Genomic DNA, 18,311 nt, shown 5'->3' on the forward strand with positions numbered 1-18,311 from the left:
AGATATAAAGTGATGGAAACACCTTGTATCAACATATGCTCACTGAACACGCCTGATGGTTCCTGCGCTGGCTGCTACCGAAGCATTGACGAAATTATGAACTGGTCACGATACACGGATGATGAGCGGCGAAAGATCATGAACGATCTGCCCCGGAGATCGGACGGTAGACGCTCGGTGAACAACGAGGAGACTTTGATCGCATGAACAGACTGATCTTCGTTTTCCTCGTGCTCGGCATCGGTCTGGCGCTGCTTATTATCAATAATGACAGTGGCCAGACCTTCGGCATCAACAATGAGCAATTCGGACGCGCAGTCTATCTCGTGCCCATCGCAGCACTTTTTTCCGCAGGCATATTGGCAGGCAATCGCGGCGGTTTGGGACTGGTCGTGCGTCAACTCGCCATATGGCTCGTCATCATCCTCGGCCTCATTGCGATCTATCTCTATCGCTATGATTTCCAGCGTGTCGGTGAACGGGTTCTGGCGGGATTGATCCCAGGCCGCGCCGTTGTCGTCACGACTCAAAATGGCGAACAGGAAGTCATTCTCAACAAGTCCATGAGCGGACACTTCGAGACGGATGCCAAGGTCAATGACGGGACAGTGCATATGCTGGTGGACACAGGGGCAAGCTCGGTAGTGCTAGCGAGAGCAGATGCCGAAGCGGTCGGAATCAATGTGGATAACCTATCCTATTCAGTCACGGTCATGACCGCCAACGGTCGCACGTCAGCCGCACCCGTGCGCCTGTCCGAAATCGCCATCGGCCCGATCGTGCGGCAAAACGTGTCGGCGCTGGTGGCACAGGAGGGGCAATTGGACCAGAGCCTGCTCGGAATGACGTTCCTCTCCACACTTGGTTCGCTCCAAATGCAAACCGACGAACTGAGACTACGGGATCGCTGACAACAGATCAGATGTGGTTGAACTGCTTGACGTCTCGCCTTTAGAGGATGATGCCCCGAGATGGGTTTTATTGAAACTCGAATATCTGGCGGAACACGCCGGGTGCAATCAGCGACAATGGGTTGATTGCCAGGCGTGGCGCATCCGTTTGACCCGTAAGCTTGAATGTGATGCCCAGCAAACCGCGATCCCGGCCATTGCCGAGGAAAATTCCGATGAAGGGTAACTCGGCAAACAGGCGGTTGAGACCATAGGCAGGCATGAACGTTCCCGTCATATCCATATTGCCATTCTGATCCTTCACGATGCCCTGAAAAGTCGCGCCAATCTGCTCTCCGCGGATCACGCCATTTTCGAGGGCAAGGGTTCCACTCACGTAAACCACGCGTGCGAACCCGCGCTGGAATTTTTCTGAACTGACATCGATGTTGCGGCGAACTGCCGTGTTAAGGCTTCGGCCATCCTGTCCAGTCGGCGTGGCGACGATATCCTGAAGCTTGGCTTCGTTGAGAACGGCGAAATTCCGCAAATCGAGAGAGCCGCTCCAGTCATTCCCATTGGCTGTCGTCAGCGCGAGGTTGAGCAAGCCGCCACGAACGCGCGAGTATAGGTTGGTAAAGCGGGCAAAGGAGCCTGCGTCACTGCTGGTGAGATTGATGGTACCGCCATCGCCGCGATTGATGGTTTGCGCCACCAGAGCCTGTCCCCGACTGGTGACTGCTTTCAGATCGATCGTGCGCAGCTTGCCATCGCGCAGATTGATGTCCGCATTGACGTTGCTCATCACCTCATCGTTGAAGCCGTAAATTTTGTCGAGCTGCGTCTTGATGGAGAACGAGCCAAAATCACCGTTGCCGGGTGATGATGGGGACGACGCTCCGCCGTTTTTCGCCGACGAACTGCGCAGCCGTGCAATAAGTGGCCTCAAGTCGGCAGACTTGCCGCTTGCGGTTACCGAATAGTTCTTTCGCGATGACGAGATGGCGACGGCGAAGTCATCCTGCGGTGACAGCTGGAAGCGCGTGAAATTTGCCGATGTCAGACCGGACTTATCGAATGCGAGATCACCGGCTGCGCCGAAACCATCACCTTTGAGAGAGAAGTTGCTGATCGAGGTACGTCCGTCGACTGCCTCCATCACGAAAGAGGCATTGGCAGGAATGCCCGCGCCCTTGGTCCAGCCAATACCGGGCAAAACTATGGAAGCATCGGATAGATCGAGCTTGACGGTCTGACGGCGCATGTCGCTGCTGTTGATTTCCAGCAGCGTCGTGCCACCCAGCAACTTGGTCAGCTCTGGCGCCAGCTTTGCAATCTGCCCTGGCTCAAGTGTCGCCTTTATCACCAGTTGTCGGGCAACCGTACTGGTCTTGCGGGTTGGTTGGACAAGGTCGAGGTCCATCGCAACATCGTCGATCCGTGCCTTGCCTTTCAGGCGAAGCGCTTCATTGTCGATGGAAAGCGGACCATTAATAGACGTGATGGCTCGACCGGCAAATGGCCGCGTCAGCGAGACGTCTGAGAGATCCAGTTTTGCAGTCCAGACCGGCGGCGGTGGCTGTTGGCTGGCGAGCAGGCCAATCGTTAATTTGGCATTCGCCTTAACCTGACCGGCGAAATCGCCCGGTTTGAATTCTGTATCCTTCAGTGCGTTGATCGGCTGGAACGTCGCCAGTTCCGCCACCGCATCCGCGTCCCCCGTCACGTTAAGATCGAGATCTGCCATCAACGGCTTGTCATAAACCGATTTTATCGAGAACTTGCTGTTATCCAGTGCAAGCGTGCGGCCCGATGGGAAGAAGGATGTCGCCTTGATGATATTGACGTCGATTTTCTCACCGACCAGCTCGAAATGCGCCGAAGCATCTCGCAGTGGCGGTATATCTCCCGCAACATTCAAGCGTGTGTTGTCCACGTCGAATTTTATCTGCAATTCGCTTGCGGCAAGTTCCAGCGGGCAGCCGGGTCCGCACATTCTGCCCTGCGGAATGAAGACTGCGATAGAGCCGTTTCTGATCGTACCACCGAACAGGTTTGCGACGACCCAGGGACGCGCCTTGCGCGCCATCCAGAACGGCCATAATTGCTTGACCGCTGTGGCCTCCATCTTTGCGATCTGTCCGCCGAAACTGATTTCCGGCGAGCCCTGCGCCAGGAAATGCACCTTCAGCGAGCCAGCCATGTCGCCAAGCGCGCTTCTTACATAAAGACCGGGAACATCAAGCTGGTGTGTCGTCTTGTCGAATGTTCCGTCAGCTTCGAGATTGAATGTCACCGGCGGTTCGCCGCCCGCCTCCGCAACGACGGTCGCCTGGTCCATGCGAATGCCAAGATCGAAGCCATCAGGATTATCCTTTATCTGGCCGCGAATGGGCAAGATGGTCGGCCCTAGTGTCAGACGGGAATTTTCGATGACGACGACCTTGTTGTCGAAATCGTAACGGGTGTTGATCTGGCCATCAGACACAGGCTGCGCATCACCACCAATGTAGAGTTTGCCATCGCCAATCGCGAGCGACACTGCAAGTGCCGGCTTTGTATCTGCCTGCTCCCGGGTTCCGGTGATGTTGAAGCCAGCTTTGACGTTGAGGCCCTGATGCATAAGACCTTCGGGGTCATGCTGTTCCAGAAGCGGCCCGACATCGAAGCCGTCGAGCCTTGCAGTAAAGCCACTGATGCTACCAGCAGCCCCTTGTGCAGCAAGCGAAAGCGTCGCTACTTCACCATTGAATGCGACATTTCCATCCAGCGAATATCCGCCAGCACCATCCGGGATGAGAGAAAGCTCTCGAAGGGAAATCGTCCGCATCCGCCCGTCTTCTTTTGGCGGCAGACGAATGGCGATATCCGAAAGATCTATTTCCTCTGTGCCGCTGCGCTCAAATGCCTGCGCAAAGCCATCCAGCTCAGTGAAGGCGATGTTCAGATAGGAGGGAATGTCATCGATACGCATTTTCGCAAGATCGATTCCCTTCCCCTTCGGCAAAAGCGCCGTGTCCAGTTCCATCCCACTAGCTTCGAGGCTTTGGACCGAGACCCGACCGGTCAAAAGTGCCAGAGGATTCAGCGCCATTCCAATGGCACGCGCCCGACTGAGATGCTGGCCCGTGTCCTGCTCGACTATATCGACATCCTGCGCCACGAGCGCGAGTTGAAAACCGGACGCAAAGCGCACGGATGTCGAGCCGATCCGGGCTTCGTAGCGAGAACCAAGCGCTTTTTCTAACGCTAGCTTTGCCTGACCTGACAGCGCACTATCGATAGAGCCTGTTTCGATGGAGAGGATAATGCCGCCGACAGATATGAAGGCCAGAATCACCAGTGCTACGAACACCTTTATGAGTGAGCGCAACATGGAACGCGGCCGCGGACAATCTACGATAATCGGGTCTTCGACCTGTGCGGACGGCATCGCATGCAGCGGCGTGATATCGCGCTTGCTGAAGCTAACCTTTTCGCCACGAATTTCCGCCATCCGCTTGTGCTTCCTCCCGGAATTGCCACGGCCTGAAACCACCATCAGGGCCTGTTCGGAGTGACGGTCTCAACCAATCACACCGTCTGACTCGCCACAAGACTGGACGAAGCTCTTATTCGGTATATATCGAATAGTGGCCCATTTACTCAACAATTCGGCGAATGAAAGGTCACCCCATGACAGATTTGAATGTAGGCGATAAGGCTCCGGATTTTACGCTTCCCCGGAACGGCAGCGGCGAGATCAGCCTGTCCTCCCTGAGTGGCAAGGCTGTCGTGCTGTATTTCTATCCGAAGGACGACACATCCGGCTGCACCGCACAGGCCATCGATTTCAGCGCAATGGGCGCGGAGTTCGAGGCCGCCAATGCCGTGGTAATCGGCGTCTCGCCCGATTCGGTCAAAAGCCACGACAAGTTCGCCGCCAAACACTCCCTCACCGTCATGCTGGCCTCTGATGAAGAACGCCAGGTTCTGGAGGCCTATGGTGTTTGGAAAGAGAAAAGCATGTATGGCAAAAAATATATGGGTGTAGAGCGCACGACCTACCTCGTTTCGCCGGATGGTAAAATCGCGCAAATCTGGAACAAGGTTAAAGTTCCCAGCCACGCGCAGATCGTTCTCGACGCGATCAAAGCTCTTTAAGAGCCAGCCGGTCCTATAAAGTCAAAACTTCGTTAACCTTAACAAATTACTATCCAGCCGAACGAGACTTGGCTGGAGGATGGATTTTGACGGGAGCGGGTAAAAACCTGGCATTTGGCAAAAAACGCCAGCAGCATGTTCTGATTCTCGCAAGTGGCGACAAGGTGCGCCACTTTACCATCCGTCCTTGGCTCGCCGCCACGGGCTTGTGCCTGGCTGGCCTGCTCAGCGTTGGTTACATCGGCTCAACGGCATACCTCATTCTTCGCGACGATCTGGTGGGCGCGACTATCGCCCGCCAGTCCCGCATTCAGCGAGAGTATGAGGACAGAATTGCTGCCCTGCGTGCGCAAGTCGATCGCGTGACGTCCAAACAGTTGCTGGATCAGCAAGCAGTGGAACGGAAAGTCGAGCGGTTGATGGCGCAACAACACGCCCTCACCTCGCGCCATGGCCGCATGAGTGAACTGCTGGAACGTGCTGAAAAATCAGGCTTATCCGACAACGCGCAAGACACACCTGCCGCCAACGCTTACCTGCCCGAGAAGAAGGCCAGCCTTTCTGGCGACGCGACCGGTGCTATCGACAATATGCTGGCATCGCAATCCGCTAGGACCGATCTGAAGGGCAGCCTTACATATGGATCGCGCAGCGAAAAACTGTCTGAACGCAGTCTCTCAAAAATGATCGCATCGCTGAGCAAGGTCGAAAGCGAACAACTGAGCCGAATCGCTTCTCTCACGACGGGTGCGGAAAACAAGGCTGACGCCATGGCGGATATCATCCGCAGTACAGGTGTCAAAGTCGAGAATACAGCAAAAGAAGGCATCGGCGGTCCGTTCGTTGAACCGGTAACGGACAGCGCAGGCACGTTCGAGACATCCCTGAGCAACCTCGACACCGCGCTGAAGCGGTTAGAGACAGTGCGTGGAACGGCGCAGGCACTTCCATTTGGAAACCCTGCCCCTGGTCGCGAGATTTCAAGCCGATTCGGAAACCGCATCGATCCATTCCTGGGACGCCTTGCTTTGCATGCCGGAGTGGATTTCGTGGCCACGACTGGCGCCGACATCCACACGACGGGCGCGGGAACCGTAACAAGCGCAGGTTTTTCCGGCGGTTACGGCAATATGGTGGAAGTGGATCACGGCAAAGGCATCACCACGCGCTACGGTCATATGTCGCAGATTCTGGTCAAGGAGGGCGACAAGGTAGGCCTCGGAGATATCATCGGAAAAGCTGGCAGTACAGGGCGCTCAACCGGCCCGCATGTGCACTATGAAATCCGGATAAACGATAACCCTATCGACCCCATGCGGTTTCTGGTTGCCGGAACCGAACTCAAAACATACCTTCAATAGTAGGTTCGCAACGGAAGTTACGCGATTGAATTAAGTCCGCACAATTGCCGGTCATGCCATTACATGTGCGGCAACCTGTATTATTTTGGGATAAATCCCTGTTTCCTTGACTTTCTGGCTAATTCGGCCTATTTCGCCGCTACAGTCTGCGGCGTCGCCGTTATGACAGCTAAGTGTTCTTTTCGAACCAACACGGAAACAGTTTTTCCTTTGACAACATTCTCTGATCTTGGCCTAAGCCAAAAAGTTCTTTCTGCTATCGAAAGTGCCGGCTACACGACACCGACACCTATTCAAGAAGGTGCGATACCGCCAGCGCTGGAACGCCGCGATATCTGCGGCATAGCGCAAACCGGAACGGGCAAGACGGCATCGTTCGTTTTACCGATGCTGACCCTCCTGGAAAAAGGCCGTGCGCGCGCAAGAATGCCGCGAACCCTGATCCTCGAGCCAACACGCGAACTCGCCGCACAAGTGGCTGAGAACTTCGAAAAATACGGCAAGAATCACAAACTCAATGTTGCACTTCTCATCGGTGGCGTCTCCTTCGATGAACAGGACCGCAAGCTGGAGCGCGGCGCAGACGTTTTGATCTGCACCCCCGGCCGCCTGCTGGACCATTGCGAACGCGGCAAGCTTTTGATGACCGGCGTCGAGATCCTCGTTATCGACGAAGCCGACCGCATGCTGGACATGGGATTCATTCCCGATATCGAACGCATCGCGAAAATGATTCCATTCACACGTCAGACGCTGTTCTTCTCGGCGACCATGCCGACAGAAATCCAGAAGCTGGCTGATCGCTTCCTGCAGAACCCGGTTCGCATCGAAGTCGCAAAGCCTTCTTCGACCGCGAAGACAGTCACGCAGCGTATCGTCGCCACGCATGACAAGGATTACGAGAAGCGCGCCATTCTTCGCGATCTCATCAATGCCCAGACAGACCTGAAAAACGCGATCATTTTCTGCAATCGCAAGAAGGATGTCGCGGATCTGTTCCGCTCACTCGAGCGTCACGGTTTCTCGGTCGGCGCTCTTCACGGGGACATGGACCAGAACTCGCGCACCAAGATGCTAGCGGGCTTCAAGGATAACCAGATCACCCTGCTCGTCGCTTCCGACGTTGCGGCACGCGGTCTCGACATTCCCGATGTCAGCCACGTCTTCAACTTCGACGTTCCGATCCATGCAGAGGACTATGTTCACCGTATCGGTCGTACAGGTCGTGCGGGTCGTTCCGGCGCTGCGTTTACGCTCGTCAACCGCCGCGATACCAAGTATCTCGACGCCATCGAAAAGCTGATCAACGAAAAGATCGAATGGCTGAGCGGTGACTTGACCGCGTTGCCAGCACCGATGGAGAGCTTTGCTTCCGAGCGCCCGCGCCGTGGCAAGGAAAAGGAACAACGCGGTCGCGGTCGTGACAGAAACCGCCGCGATGCCGCTCCTCAGACTCAGGTTCAGATTCAGGAAACGGTCACGCAGCCTGAAATCGAAGAAAAAATCATTCAGCCAGCCGCCATTGTGGAAATTGCGGCAAATGGAGGCGACAAGTTGAAGGCAGAACGCAAGCAAGAAAGAGCACCTCGCAATTTCGAGCGGAACCACAACGCGACACCGCCTGCGAACGACGATAATCGTCGCCGCCACTACCGCGACCATGATGATGGTCCGACGCCAGTTGGTTTCGGTGACGACATTCCCGCGTTCATGTTGATCGTGGCAAGCGCCAAAGCCTGATTATGAAGCCTGGTATCGATATTCCAGGCGTTGGCTCCGGACTTGTCATCGAGCGCGATGGCAAGGTGTTACTCTACAAGCGGGTCAAACCGCCGGAAGCAGGACATTGGAGTATCGTCGGCGGCAAGGTGGACCACATGGAAACCGCCGCTGCCGCTGCCAAGCGTGAGGCCGAAGAAGAAACCGGCCTTATCATCGGCGACGTCCGCTTTCTTTGCCTCAGCGAACAGATTATCCCGGCAGACGGGCAACACTGGTTGTCGCTCATCTATGTGGCAAATGACATCAAGGGCGAACCGAGCCTGACTGAGCCCGACAAATTGTCGGATATGGGCTGGTTCGACGTCGAAGCTCCTCCTCATCCGCTATCGCTTTTTGCCCAAGATGCTTTTCGGCACCTGCGGCAACATCGCTCGTGATGGGCTGTGATCAGCCTATATCGCTGAAAATGCCCGAAAATTTACGTCGATGCGTGTTTTCGAAGCCATTTCCTCTTTTGCAAACCGTCAGCTGTCGATACACATCGCTGCATAGAACGAGGAAACCGGCTGCACTATGCATTTAATTCGCCTGCTCACCATTGCTGCCAGCCTTGCTATGGCAGGCACCGCCAGCGCTGCGACGATTGGCGTTGTCGCACCGCAAAGTGGTGCCTATGAGCTGCTGGGCCAGCAGGTGCGCCAGGGTGTCAAGATTGCAGCAGCGAAAGCAGGCCTCGACGTGATGGAAATTCACGAGAGCTGCGAAGAAGGCAGCGGCGGTGCGATTGCCGATGGTTTGGTTGCGGCGAAGGTTAGTGTCGTCGTTGGCTTTCTGTGTACGGAAACCCTGGCTGACGCGCTGCCAACCTTAAAGGACGCCGCGATCCCAGCGATCACCCTATCGAGCCGGGCCTCCGGGTTGATGGAAGATGCTCTGAAACGTGGCTGGCCGCTTTTTCGACTTGCACCATCGGATTCGGCTGAATCGGACGCGGCAACTGAGACCATGCTGCGCGATTGGAAGGGCCATTCCGTTGGGCTTATCGATGACGGAACGATCTATAGCCGTGAACTGGTGGATCGCATCCGTGCCAAGCTGGAAGAATCCGGTCTTAAACCAACTCTCTCCGACACCTTACGACCTTCGCAGGAACAACAGGTGGCGCTGGTAAGGCGGCTGAGCCGTACCGGCATCACCCATGTGTTCATCGGCGCGGAGCGTAACGATGTGGCGATCATAGCGCGCGATGCGGCTGCGGAAAAGGCTCCTTTGACGATCCTTTCCGGTGACACGATGAGGGCGGCCAACAGCCCGGTGGCCCTGCAACCCGGTGTGCTTGCCATCGCTATACCCGATTATGCGTCCCTTCCCATGGCTACGGAAGCGGTCAGGGAATTGCTTGCGGCCAACGTCCAGCCGGAGGGGTACGCTCTACCCGCTTATGCCGTGACTCAGATTGCGGCAAAGCTTGTCGAGCTCGCCGAAGCGCAAAGCAAACCCGCACCCGCCGTCCTTGTCGGAACCACCTTCGAAACCGTCATCGGTCAGATCACATTCAACGACCGTCACGAGCTGCAAAACAATCCCTACCGCCTGCAGCAATGGAACGGCACCGCCTTCGTACCTTTGGAACGCGCCGAACGCTGACGACATTTGCTTCACCCCTGATTGTTGATCCGCCGCATCGGTGGTAAATGCGCGCAATAGAGATTGATGACTAAAGAAGGGAACGACTTTCTTCTGACAGTCTCATACCGTTATTTTAGGAGCTTTTGCAGATGTCTCTTCCCGTGCGGATCGCCCCCTCCATTCTGGCTGCCAACTTTGCAAAACTCGGGCAGGAAGTGGCCGATGTGACGGCCGCCGGTGCCGACTGGATTCACCTCGACATCATGGACGGTCATTTCGTGCCGAACATCTCTTTCGGTCCCGACGTCATCAAGGCGCTGCGCCCGCACAGCCAGGCTTTCTTCGATTGCCACCTGATGATTGCGCCAGCCGACCCCTATCTCGAAGCCTTTGCCAAGGCGGGCTGCGACGGCATCACCGTTCATGCGGAAGCGGGCCTGCATCTGCACCGCTCGCTGCAAACGATCCGCTCTCTCGGCAAAAAAGTCGGGGTCACGCTGAACCCGGCGACGCCGCTATCGGTTCTGGAAAACGTGCTCGATGACGTCGATCTTATCCTCATCATGAGTGTAAACCCCGGCTTTGGCGGCCAGAAATTCATTCCTGCCATGCTGGAGAAAATCCGTGCCGCCAAGTCCATGATTGGCGACAGGCCGATCGAACTCGAAGTCGACGGCGGTATTACCATCGATACGGCGGGAAGCGCGATTGCCGCCGGTGCCAACGTTCTGGTCGCCGGCTCTGCCATCTTCAAGGGCGACGGCGTGGACGATTACCGCAAGATGGTCAGCGCGGTGCGCGCTTCCGCAGAACAGGGCCGCAGCTAAGCGGCCCACAATGTGGCGGCTCCTGCCCTTCGCCACACCAGTCCGGCCCTTCAATGCGTTGAGATTGCCGGAACAGTTTGCTAAAGGGGCAGAAATATTCCTTCCTGAGAGAAAGTCATTGCCATGATCCCTCGTTATTCCCGGCCGGAAATGGTCGCAATCTGGTCGCCGGAAACCAAGTTCCGCATCTGGTTCGAAATCGAGGCACATGCTTGTGATGCTCTCGCCGACATCGGCGTCATTCCCAAGGAAGCAGCCAAGACCATATGGGAAAAGGGCGGCGCGGCCCAGTTCGATGTTGCGCGCATCGACGAGATCGAAGCCGTTACAAAGCATGACGTCATTGCTTTCCTCACGCATCTCGCAGAGTTTGTCGGTCCTGACAGCCGCTTTATCCACCAGGGTATGACATCGTCTGATGTGCTGGACACGACGCTGAACATCCAGTTGGTCCGCGCCGCCGATCTTCTGATCGCCGACATGGACCGCGTTCTCGCGGCCCTCAAGACCCGCGCCTTCGAGCACAAGGACACGGTCCGCATCGGTCGCAGCCACGGCATCCATGCCGAACCGACGACGATGGGGCTGACCTTTGCCCGCTTCTATGCCGAGATGGACCGCAACCGCGCCCGTCTGGTCAATGCCCGCGCTGAAATTGCGACCGGCGCTATCTCTGGTGCTGTTGGTACCTTCGCAAACATCGATCCTTCGGTCGAAGAGCATGTCTGCAAGGCACTCGGCCTTGCACCGGAGCCAGTCTCGACACAGGTTATTCCACGCGATCGTCACGCCATGTTCTTCGCAACGCTCGGCGTCATCGCGTCCTCTATCGAAAACGTCGCGATTGAAATCCGCCACATGCAGCGCACCGAAGTTCTGGAAGCGGAAGAGTTCTTTTCTCCCGGCCAGAAGGGCTCGTCGGCCATGCCACACAAGCGCAACCCGGTGCTGACGGAAAACCTTACCGGCCTTGCGCGTCTGGTACGCATGTCGGTCGTTCCGGCCATGGAAAACGTTGCCCTCTGGCACGAGCGCGATATCAGCCACTCCTCCGTAGAGCGCGCCATTGGCCCCGACACGACCATCACGCTCGATTTTGCGCTGAACCGTCTTGCGGGCGTTGTCGAGAAGCTGGTGATCTATCCAGACAACATGCTCAAGAACATGAACAAGTTCCGCGGCCTCGTGCACTCGCAGCGCGTTCTCTTGGCGCTGACGCAGGCAGGCGTTTCGCGTGAGGATTCCTACCGTCTCGTGCAGCGCAACGCCATGCGTGTTTGGGAAGAAGGCAAGGACTTTCTCGAAGAACTTCTGGCCGACGACGAAGTCCGTGCTGCATTGCCGGAAGAAAAAATCCGCGAGAAATTCGATCTGGGCTATCACACCAAGCATGTAGATACGATTTTCACCCGCGTTTTTGGCAACGCCTGATCAATTCCATCAAACAAACCGCCACGGTCTTGATTGTGGCGGTTCTGATACCGAGATACGCCGTATGAAAGCATCTGAAACAGATATCCTCATCGTTCCCGGCTATACCAATTCCGGTCCTGAACACTGGCAAAGCCGCTGGCAGGAAAAACTGTCGACAGCCCGGCGTGTCGAACAGGCAGAGTGGTCGAAGCCAGTCAAAGATGATTGGGTGGCGAAGCTGGTCGAAGAGGTGAACTCCTGCACGCGGCCTGTGGTGCTGGTTGCACATTCGCTGGGCGTGCCGACGGTCATTCACGCGCTACCGCAAATCAAGAACAAGATTGCCGGTGCCATGCTGGTGTCGCCGCCGGATGTCGCGAACCCGGCGATAAAGCCAAAGCATTTGATGACATTTGGCCCCTACCCGCGCGATCCACTGCCATTCCCTACGATTACAATAGCAAGCCAGAACGACCCATTTGGCACATACGAGCATGCCGGTGACATCGCCAATGCGTGGGGCTCGACATTGATCGACGCTGGCATGTCCGGTCACATCAACAGGGAATCCGGCCACGGTCCTTGGCCAGAGGGCACCATGGTGTTTGCTCAGTTTCTCAGCAAGCTGAAACGACCCGAAGGTTTCCCCGACTAAATTTACTAAAATACGGATTTAAAATTACAGGTTGGAAACGTCACGCTATCTTTTAATGCGGACTTAAGTCTGCGACAGTAATGTGAGGATTATACGCGCCCGTTCGTGTAAGATTTTTTCTAATAACATATGGCAGGATCGCGTGAATCAGGACCTGTTGCCGATAGAGTTTCTTGACGCCCTGCCAGTTCCCGCCCTTCACATCAACAAGAGCGGTAAAATCTTCTACGTTTCATCAAACCTTACTTTCGTTGCGTCAGATCACCAGGTTCATATTCTGGATTTCGTTCACCCGGATGATCACGGTAGCGTAACTGCTGCTCTTGGCAGTTTGGCATGTGGATCACCTGTAACGTTGGAGGTACGGCTAAACGGCGCTGAAGCGGCGGAACGGCACGCCGTATTGTCTTTTAGCAATATCGGCTCTGGTCGCAATTCCACTGTACTGGTGCAGTTGACTGACATCAGCGACCAGCGGGCGCGAGAGAAAGAAATAGCGTTCCGCGAAAGCCGCTGGAACAACGCACTCGTCAACTCGCTGTCCGGCGTATGGGACCAGAATTTCGTAACCGGCGAAATGTATGGCTCCGATACATGGCGCGCTATGCGCGGCTTGACACCTGACGAGCCGATCGAAACGGATTTCGACAAATGGCTGGAGTTGCTTCATCCCGATGATCGCGAACACACATTGTATTGCATCGAACGGCAGAACGCAGGTGATCCTGCCTATGTCTCCTTCCAGTATCGAGAACGTCATAAGCAAGGCCACTGGGTCTGGATCGAATGTCGCGGGGCCTGCGTAGAGCGCGACGAGAATGGCAGACCCGTCCGCATTGTCGGCACAGATATGGACGTATCCGAACGCAAAGCCAGCGAACATCAGATGGAGCGTATTTCGCGTCACCTGAAAGTGGCGCTCGAAGCGTCTCAGGTCGGCGTGTTCGAGGTGGATTTCGAAGCTGGCGAAACCACCTGGGACGGTCGCATGTACGAAATGTACAGCGTCGATAGAAGTATGCCCGTCAAGATTGGCGGGCTATGGGAATCGCGCGTTCACCCCGATGATCTGGGCAGGGTCGGAGACAACGTCTCGAACAAGATCGACAAACTTCAGCCATTTTCGGAAGACTACCGGATCATATTACCGGATGGCGCACTACGCTATATACGCGCGCGGTCGCTGCCCTTCATCGATATCGATGGCAGCAAGAAAATGATCGGAGTGAACTGGGACGTCACCGCAGATGTGCTTCTGCGGCAGGAGTTGGAGCGCGAGAAAGCACTTGCGGAAGCGCGTAACATCGACCTGGAAGAAGCAAGAGTCAGCATCGAACACAATGCGATGCATGATTATCTAACCGACTTGCCAAATCGCCGCTGTCTGGACGACGTGCTTGGCAAGCGTACCGCAGACTGCAGCGAGAGTCAGATGGGCATAGCAATCCTGCATATCGATCTTGATCGCTTCAAGCAGATCAATGACACGCTAGGCCATCATACGGGCGACGCGATTCTGAAACATGTCGCAGACATGTTACGTGACAACCTGAAACCCGGTGACTTCGCTGCGCGCATCGGCGGCGACGAGTTTGTATTTCTATCGCCCTTTTACGGCAACACGAGCGTTATCGCGGCGCTCGCCAACAGGCTCATCGAAGAGCTTCGCAAGCCCGTTCTTTACGAGGGGCACGAATGCCGGTTCGGTGCCAGCATTGGAATCGCCTGCGGCATCGGACCGAATCTGGATTACAAACAGGTTCTTCTGAATGCGGATATCGCGCTCTACAATGCCAAAAAGCGCGGTCGCAACAGATGTGAGTTTTTCTCGACCGATACGCAGGACTGGCTGATCAATACGAAACGTGTTTCCGACGAGATACTGACGGCACTGGAGCGAGACGAGTTCGTTCCCTACTACCAGTTACAGTTCGACGCGAAGACATTGGACATTTCAGGAGCGGAGACGCTAGCGCGGTGGAATCACCCGGTCGAAGGTATTTTGACGCCGGACAAGTTTCTCGCAATCGCGGAAGACCTCGATGCCGTAGCAGCCATCGATGGCGTCATTCTTGAAAAGGCGCTGGCGGATTTCAGGCGATGGCAGACGGCTGGCATTCCCATACCCAAGGTGTCAGTCAATGTGTCCGCACGGCGTCTGCACGACCCCGGCCTGATGGCAACGCTTGATGGCCTTCATATCCAGCCGGGAACACTGTCGTTTGAATTGCTCGAATCCATCTTCCTCGATGACAGCGACGACATCACCATTCACAATATGCAGAAGTTGCGCCAATTGGGCATCGACATCGAAATCGATGACTTCGGTACCGGTCACGCCTCGATCATTGGACTTTTGAGGGTCAATCCGAGCACATTGAAGGTGGATCGCGAGCTCGTACGTCTGGCGCCGCAATCGACCGAGCAACGCAAACTGCTGAGTTCCATTATAGATATCGGCCACTCGCTGGGTATCAAGGTGGTGGCGGAGGGCGTAGAGACGGCAGAGCATATCCGCATCCTGCAAGATATTGGCTGCGATTCGCTTCAAGGTTACGCTTTGTGTCGTCCACTCCCGGCCGATCAGGTGGGGGCGTTCGTTGCAACCGCCGGATGGCGGGAGGCTTCTCGTCACAGGTCACGGTCAACATCTGCCAAAGCCGTTGGCGTTGTTGCGCCCAAGTGAAGGCCCTTTGTCTATAGGCGTGGATATTGATGCCATATTTCAAGTTTCTTTTGCCCAAAACATAATTTTAACCCGGATATCATGGCGTGGTGTTTTTCTGTACCATGTGTCTATCGTTGTAAAATAAACCTGTTGAAAAGGCCTAGCGCGTGCTTCACCACCTCGTAGAAGCAACATGCAAAGGCCAGAATTGAAGCGAACGTGGCCCTGCCTCATTGTGGAATTGCTTCTTTTCCTTTATGGGACCGCTTCAACTGACGAAACGAACGCCGCCCACCGGCGCCAACCAAGAGATTTGTTAATATGAACCGTCGCCGCCGTATTTACGAAGGCAAGGCCAAGATCCTTTACGAAGGTCCAGAGCCGGGAACTCTCATCCAGTTCTTCAAGGACGACGCAACTGCCTTCAATAAGAAGAAGCACGAAGTCATCGATGGTAAGGGTGTTTTGAACAACCGCATCTGCGAATATGTGTTCACGCATCTCAATAAAATCGGCATTCCGACGCACTTCATCCGCCGCCTCAACATGCGCGAGCAGTTGATCAAGGAAGTGGAGATGATTCCGCTTGAGATCGTCGTACGCAACGTCGCCGCTGGCTCGCTCTCAAAAAGGCTTGGCATCGATGAAGGCGTTGTTCTGCCACGCTCAATCATCGAGTTCTATTACAAATCGGATGCACTCGAAGATCCGATGGTCTCCGAAGAACACATCACCGCTTTTGGCTGGGCGAACCCGGCCGAGCTTGATGACATCATGGCGCTCGCCATCCGCGTCAACGACTTTCTTTCCGGTCTTTTCCTCGGTGTCGGCATCCAGCTCGTCGATTTCAAGATCGAATGCGGCCGCCTGTTCGAAGGCGACATGATGCGCATTGTTCTGGCAGATGAGATTTCCCCTGATAGCTGCCGTCTGTGGGACATCGAAACGCAGGAAAAGATGGACAAAGACCGTTTTCGCCGCGATATGGGTGGGCTTGTCGAAGCCTATTCGGAAGTTGCGCGTCGTCTCGGCATCATCAACGAAAATGAACCAATCCGCGGCACCGGCCCGGTTCTGGTCAAGTGACATCAGGAGAGCATCAGGTGATCAAGGCACGGGTGACTGTTACGCTGAAGAACGGCGTTCTCGATCCGCAGGGTAAGGCAATCGAAGGTGCGCTTGGCAGCCTCGGTTTCGATGGCGTCGGCCAGGTCCGTCAGGGCAAGGTCTTCGATCTGGAACTGGATGCAGCCGACCCGGCGAAAGCCGAAGCCGACCTTAAGGCGATGTGCGAAAAGCTCCTCGCCAACACGGTGATCGAAAACTACTCTATCGCTATTCTCTGACGCTCAGGAGTCGACACCATGAAATCCGCAGTCGTCCAGCTTCCGGGCCTCAATCGCGACCGTGACATGATCGCGGCTTTGACACGGATTTCCGGCAAGGCTCCTGTCACCATCTGGCAGACCGAAACAGAGATTCCCGATGTGGACCTGATCGTCATTCCCGGCGGCTTTTCCTATGGCGATTACCTCCGTTGCGGTGCCATTGCCGCACGGATGCCGGTCATGCAGGCCATCCGCGAAAAAGCTGAAAAAGGCGTCAAGGTTCTTGGTGTCTGCAATGGCTTCCAGATATTGGTCGAAGCTGGCATGTTGCCCGGTGCGCTGATGCGCAATGCATCGCTCAAATTCGTCTGCCGCGAAGTGAAGCTCGAAGTCGTCAATAACGACACAGAATTCACCCGCGCTTATGACAAGGGCCAGATCATCCGCTCTCCCGTTGCCCACCATGATGGCAACTATTTCGTAGAGCCGGAGCAACTGAGGTCAATCGAAGACAAGGGGCAGGTCGTGTTCCGTTATGCCGAAGGCACCAACCCGAATGGGTCTCTGAATGACATCGCCGGTATCATCAATGCCAAGGGCAATGTTCTCGGCATGATGCCGCATCCGGAAAACCTGATCGAAGCCGCTCACGGTGGCAATGATGGACGCGCGCTGTTTGCGTCCGCACTGGGCGTGATCGCCGCCTAATTATTAATAAAGCCGGTTTATACCGGCTTTTTTTACATCCCACGTTTATGGATTGAAGCGATGAACCGCCTGCCCCGTCGTACCGCATTCAACATTGCAAACCTCGGCCTCATCGCGCTGTCTCTGGCGGCCTGCCAGTCCGAAAAAAAGCCAGCAGCTTCCTCGGCCTCATCGCAGGCAGCGCTGCCCGTCATGGAGCGTGTGGCGCTGGGTGCCAATGCCTGCTGGTTCAAGTCTGGCGATCCGGCGTTCAAGGCTTACCGCCTTGCACCTGAGCTCAATTCATTCTCCGGTCGCCCACGTATTTTGCTGGTGCCGCGCAACAGCCCTGAATCGCGCCCAATGTTGGTGGTTCAGGCGGAAGGCAACCCGGCCAAGGTTGACGCCTTCGGACCTGCCATGAATGAACCGCATGCGGCCCGTATCACTACAGACGTGAAGCGTTGGGTAAATGGCGGCAAGGGCTGCTCGTAAAGACAAAACCCCGCCAGCACCGGTTGGGACTGGCGCATGGCGGGTCTACCGACAACGGTGTGACACCTTGGGAACACAGCGTCACATTGCGGCGGAAAATTACGTTTCGCGTTAGATATCAAAAGATATCAAAGCGGCCGCGTCGGCCAGGATGGGAATGACGCCTTTTGCGCCTCATCCCGAGCCTGTTGTCTGCTGATGCCGATGTCACATAATTGTTCATCGGTCAGCTCGCGAAGCGCAAGCCTGCCAGCACGTTTGCTCTTCCAAAGCGCAATTGCCTCGATCAATCGTCCAATGAAACCGCGCGCTACCTTCAGTGACTGAGGTGCAACCATGTCGCCGCTATCCCGAAAAACCCGCTCGCGCTGATATCCGTCGGGATACATTGTTTCTATTGTACTGATATATTGATCCATCTTAAGCATATTGCACCTATCACCGCAAAGCGTCCCTCATTGAACTCGTGTTTATAGATACAATTGACGTGACA

The 18,311-nt window shown here is 55.6% G+C and carries 17 protein-coding genes; 15 read left to right on the forward strand and 2 right to left on the reverse strand.

Translation table 11 applies throughout. The features are described 5' to 3' along the window. Positions 1-12: 12 nt before the first annotated feature. Positions 13-207 carry a DUF1289 domain-containing protein gene (locus ATO67_RS22220; RefSeq protein WP_082760114.1) on the forward strand — a complete coding sequence of 65 codons (195 nt, stop codon included), beginning with the start codon at positions 13-15 and terminating at the stop codon, positions 205-207. Further along, positions 204-911 carry a TIGR02281 family clan AA aspartic protease gene (locus ATO67_RS01825; RefSeq protein WP_067643472.1) on the forward strand — a complete coding sequence of 236 codons (708 nt, stop codon included), beginning with the start codon at positions 204-206 and terminating at the stop codon, positions 909-911. Before ATO67_RS22220 ends, ATO67_RS01825 begins: the two co-directional genes overlap by 4 nt. Positions 912-978: 67 nt before the next feature. Here the strand turns inward: ATO67_RS01825 and ATO67_RS01830 are convergent, their stop codons facing one another. Beyond that, a complete protein-coding gene (locus ATO67_RS01830) occupies positions 979-4,386 on the reverse strand; it encodes a YhdP family protein (protein ID WP_067643475.1) in 3,408 nt (1,135 codons plus the stop codon). Between the two features lie 179 nt (positions 4,387-4,565). On the opposite strand from ATO67_RS01830, the gene bcp reads away from it, so the two are divergent. The 13 genes from bcp to ATO67_RS01895 all read left to right on the forward strand — a co-directional run bounded on the left by bcp (position 4,566) and on the right by ATO67_RS01895 (position 17,818). Next, on the forward strand, positions 4,566-5,033 hold the full coding sequence (gene bcp, locus ATO67_RS01835) for a thioredoxin-dependent thiol peroxidase (protein WP_067643478.1): 468 nt from the start codon (positions 4,566-4,568) through the stop codon (positions 5,031-5,033). 86 nt (positions 5,034-5,119) lie between these two features. Further along, entirely contained in the window at positions 5,120-6,394 is a 1,275-nt protein-coding gene (locus tag ATO67_RS01840; RefSeq protein WP_067643482.1) for a M23 family metallopeptidase, read from the forward strand. Between the two features lie 162 nt (positions 6,395-6,556). Next, the gene (locus tag ATO67_RS01845; RefSeq protein WP_483416146.1) at positions 6,557-8,134 is read left to right on the forward strand and encodes a DEAD/DEAH box helicase; all 1,578 of its coding nucleotides are present in this window, start codon (positions 6,557-6,559) and stop codon (positions 8,132-8,134) included. Further along, the gene (locus tag ATO67_RS01850; protein ID WP_103088635.1) at positions 8,134-8,553 is read left to right on the forward strand and encodes an NUDIX domain-containing protein; all 420 of its coding nucleotides are present in this window, start codon (positions 8,134-8,136) and stop codon (positions 8,551-8,553) included. The genes ATO67_RS01845 and ATO67_RS01850 overlap by 1 nt, the downstream gene beginning before the upstream one ends. A gap of 136 nt (positions 8,554-8,689) precedes the next feature. Then, positions 8,690-9,763: a branched-chain amino acid ABC transporter substrate-binding protein gene (locus ATO67_RS01855; protein WP_067643491.1), complete on the forward strand. Its 1,074-nt coding sequence runs from the start codon at positions 8,690-8,692 to the stop codon at positions 9,761-9,763. 131 nt (positions 9,764-9,894) lie between these two features. Further along, positions 9,895-10,572, forward strand: coding sequence for a ribulose-phosphate 3-epimerase (gene rpe, locus ATO67_RS01860; protein WP_067643494.1), 678 nt, complete (start codon positions 9,895-9,897; stop codon positions 10,570-10,572). A gap of 123 nt (positions 10,573-10,695) precedes the next feature. Further along, positions 10,696-12,003, forward strand: coding sequence for an adenylosuccinate lyase (purB, locus tag ATO67_RS01865; protein ID WP_067643497.1), 1,308 nt, complete (start codon positions 10,696-10,698; stop codon positions 12,001-12,003). A gap of 64 nt (positions 12,004-12,067) precedes the next feature. Beyond that, positions 12,068-12,640 (forward strand): RBBP9/YdeN family alpha/beta hydrolase, encoded by a 573-nt coding sequence (locus ATO67_RS01870; RefSeq protein ID WP_067643500.1) that lies wholly within the window; start codon positions 12,068-12,070, stop codon positions 12,638-12,640. A 142-nt stretch (positions 12,641-12,782) separates the two neighbouring features. Further along, complete coding sequence (locus ATO67_RS01875; RefSeq protein ID WP_067643503.1) at positions 12,783-15,326, forward strand: EAL domain-containing protein; 2,544 nt, start codon at positions 12,783-12,785, stop codon at positions 15,324-15,326. Positions 15,327-15,629: 303 nt separating this feature from the next. After that, positions 15,630-16,394: a phosphoribosylaminoimidazolesuccinocarboxamide synthase gene (gene purC / locus ATO67_RS01880; protein WP_067643505.1), complete on the forward strand. Its 765-nt coding sequence runs from the start codon at positions 15,630-15,632 to the stop codon at positions 16,392-16,394. A gap of 17 nt (positions 16,395-16,411) precedes the next feature. Further along, positions 16,412-16,654, forward strand: coding sequence for a phosphoribosylformylglycinamidine synthase subunit PurS (gene purS, locus ATO67_RS01885; RefSeq protein ID WP_067643507.1), 243 nt, complete (start codon positions 16,412-16,414; stop codon positions 16,652-16,654). An 18-nt stretch (positions 16,655-16,672) separates the two neighbouring features. After that, positions 16,673-17,344 (forward strand): phosphoribosylformylglycinamidine synthase subunit PurQ, encoded by a 672-nt coding sequence (purQ, locus tag ATO67_RS01890; protein WP_067643510.1) that lies wholly within the window; start codon positions 16,673-16,675, stop codon positions 17,342-17,344. 60 nt (positions 17,345-17,404) lie between these two features. Continuing rightward, positions 17,405-17,818 (forward strand): hypothetical protein, encoded by a 414-nt coding sequence (locus ATO67_RS01895; protein ID WP_067643513.1) that lies wholly within the window; start codon positions 17,405-17,407, stop codon positions 17,816-17,818. Between the two features lie 128 nt (positions 17,819-17,946). Here ATO67_RS01895 and ATO67_RS01900 read toward each other — a convergent pair whose 3' ends face one another. After that, positions 17,947-18,156, reverse strand: coding sequence for a DUF1127 domain-containing protein (locus ATO67_RS01900; protein ID WP_245303729.1), 210 nt, complete (start codon positions 18,154-18,156; stop codon positions 17,947-17,949). Positions 18,157-18,311: the final 155 nt, after the last annotated feature.

This window comes from Agrobacterium bohemicum (genome assembly GCF_001562555.1).
In the GTDB taxonomy this organism is placed as follows: Bacteria; Pseudomonadota; Alphaproteobacteria; order Rhizobiales; family Rhizobiaceae; genus Agrobacterium; species Agrobacterium bohemicum.